Source organism: Chamaesiphon sp. VAR_48_metabat_403 (assembly GCF_031422475.1).
GTDB lineage: Bacteria > Cyanobacteriota > Cyanobacteriia > Cyanobacteriales > Chamaesiphonaceae > Chamaesiphon.
Genome location: NZ_JANPLS010000200.1, coordinates 1 through 2,673, shown reverse-complemented (window position 1 = coordinate 2,673; position 2,673 = coordinate 1). Strand labels below are relative to the sequence as shown.

General features: G+C 45.2%; 3 protein-coding genes. All 3 read left to right on the top strand.

What is annotated here, in order from left to right:
- The first annotated feature begins 96 nt into the window (after positions 1-96).
- A complete protein-coding gene (murJ, locus tag RMO79_RS09460; RefSeq protein ID WP_310482878.1) occupies positions 97-1,722 on the top strand; it encodes a murein biosynthesis integral membrane protein MurJ in 1,626 nt (541 codons plus the stop codon).
- A gap of 91 nt (positions 1,723-1,813) precedes the next feature.
- Entirely contained in the window at positions 1,814-2,308 is a 495-nt protein-coding gene (locus tag RMO79_RS09455) for a VanZ family protein (protein ID WP_310482877.1), read from the top strand.
- Positions 2,309-2,386: 78 nt separating this feature from the next.
- Positions 2,387-2,673, top strand: a 287-nt coding sequence (locus RMO79_RS09450; RefSeq protein ID WP_310482876.1) for a potassium channel family protein, incomplete at its 3' end; no start/stop codon positions are given.

Here is a 2,673-nt window from a genome sequence, read left to right as displayed (position 1 = left end):
CCTCCCATCTCCCACCTCCCATCTCCCACCTCCCACCTCCCATCTCGATCGCAACTCAGACTAAGATAGGTGAGTATTTAATCCCGCTCGATATTTGTGACTGAATCGAAAAAAACAACCAAATCGATCGCCAGTATTGCTGGAATTGTAGCTGCTGCTACCCTGATTAGTAAAGTCTTCGGATTGGTGCGTCAGGTGGCTCTAGCCGCCGCCTTTGGGAATGGAATCGTGGTCGAGGCATTTACCTACGCTTACGCAATTCCTGGCTTTTTACTAATCTTACTCGGTGGGATGAACGGGCCATTTTATAGTGCGATCGTTAGTGTACTCGCTAAAGAAAAAGATAAATCGCAAACAGCACCGATCGTCGAAACAATTACCACGATCGTCGGTATTATTTTACTCGGCGTGAGTATCTTAATTTTTTGTTTTGCCAGTAATGCGATCGATCTGAGCGCGCCGAACTTAATTCATACTGGCGATATCGCTAGAGGTACCCTAGTCCGTCAAAGTGCGATCGAACAGTTGCAAATCATGTCCGCAATGGCAGTCCTAGCAGGCTTTATCGGCATTGGTTTCGGTACCCTCAGTTCTGCTGATTTTTACTGGTTGCCCTCCATCAGTCCGCTCCTGTCTAGCGCAGCAACGATTATCGGGGTAGGCATCTTAGCGATGTATTTGGGATCGAATATCGGGCTGCCAGAATATGCCATGTTGGGCGGTAAAGTCTTAGCAGGTACGGTATTAATCGGGGCAATTCTGCAATGGTTGATGCAAGTTGTCACCCAATGGCGATTCGGATTGGGGACGATTAAACCCCGATTGGAGTGGCGGCGACAGGGAGTGCAAGATGTCTTAAAAATTCTCGGCCCTGCCACATTTTCTTCTAGTACGCTACAAATCAATTTATTTATCGATAATGCTTTTGCTTCGGGGATTGTTGGTGCAGCTTCGGCAATGCAATATTCGGGAATGTTAATTCAGACTCCGTTGGGGATTATTTCTAATGTCATTTTAGCGTCCCTCCTGCCAGAATTTTCGCGGTTGACAGATCCCGATAACTGGACTCAACTCAAGGATCGAATTCGCCAGGGACTAATCCTGACGGGGATTGCGATGATGCCATTGAGTGCCGTGATGATAGCTCTAGCCTTCCCGATCGTCCAAACAGTCTATCAGAATGGGGCGTTTAAAACCCAAGACTCGTTGTTAGTCGGCTCGATTTTAATCGCATCGAGTTTGGGGATGTCAATCTTTCTGGCGCGGGATATTTTGGTGCGAGTATTCTACGCGCTCGGTGATGGGAGCACGCCATTCAAGATTAGCATGGTGAATATCTTCTTCAATTTCCTATTCGATTATTTATTCTGGAAACCATTTGGCGCGGCGGGGATTACGTTATCGACAGTGTGCATCAATCTGATTTCTTTTTCAGTAATGTTATTCTTACTAAATCGCAGATTGAATGGGTTGCCGTGGCGCGGATTTTTACCGCTGGGGGGCATATTTTTAGCCAGTTTATTTACAGGCGGCATCACCTGGGGTGTAAGTTACGGTTGGCAGCAATTTATTCCGGTTAGTAATAAGATTACCCTGTTGATTCAATTAGCTTTATCTGGAGGCATCGGTTTCGGGGTGTATATTGCGATCGTGTCTCAATTTAAGTTACCAGAATTTGATAAGTTCGCCGGACAGATTAAACGCAAAATATTTAAAAAATAGATCTCGATCTGATGAGCGGCTCCCGATATCCCCGACTGTCTTGTCTCGCTAAACCCTCTCCTTCGTAGACGCTGCGCGAACGGCAAAGCCGATGAGCGCGAGCCGCTTCTTAAAGAAGTCGGGGATATTTGGTAAAATTGTAGTATATGGATCTTTCTGGATGAGGCTCGATCGCTATTGTGGTTTACATAGATCTTTAATTGGCTATAATCTGATGCGACTCAAATGGCTGCCTTTTTCCTTATTTTTCCTATTTGTCACTGGTATTATTATTGGTAACGATTTGGGGCAACTGCGAACGATCGTTAATTGGGTAGGCAGTTTACCATTTGGCGATAAAATCGGGCACATGGTATTTATGGGGACTTTAGCATTTTTGCTCGACTATGCTCTCGACGGTCGCATGGTAAAAATCGGCGGTCTAAAGGTATTATTAGGTTGCTCGATCGTCGCGATCGGCATTACGATCGAAGAAATTTCTCAAATTTGGATTCCCTGGCGAACATTTGATTTGGTAGATCTGTCTGCAAATTATCTGGGAATTGGACTGGCTGGTTTAAAATGGTGGCCAAAAAAATCGGTTTAACCCTTAAAATTTAAGTACCCAGATGCTCTGGTTCGATGATAAAAGTATCTTTTACGGCGTAACTGTCAACTAACAGAAATGGATTCCGCCGAGCAAAAATATCGTCGCATCAGGAAAGACTTACAACGGGGTGGAATTGCCCTAACATTAGTATTTATTACCGGAACGCTCTGGTATAAGCTGGTGGAGCAATGGCACTGGTTAGATGCGGTATATATGACCGTCATTACCCTCACCACCGTCGGCTATGGCGAAACGCAACCATTAGGAGATCGGGGACGCATTTTTACCATCGCCTTAATTTTGGCGGGAGTCATTACGATTGGTTATATTGTCAATCGATTTACGGAAGCCTTAATTGAAGG

Bases quoted from the DNA above. Each gene is read 5' to 3' on its own strand.
- RMO79_RS09455 (WP_310482877.1), top strand. From the start codon at position 1,814: ATGAGCGCGAGCCGCTTCTTAAAGAAGTCGGGGATATTTGGTAAAATT.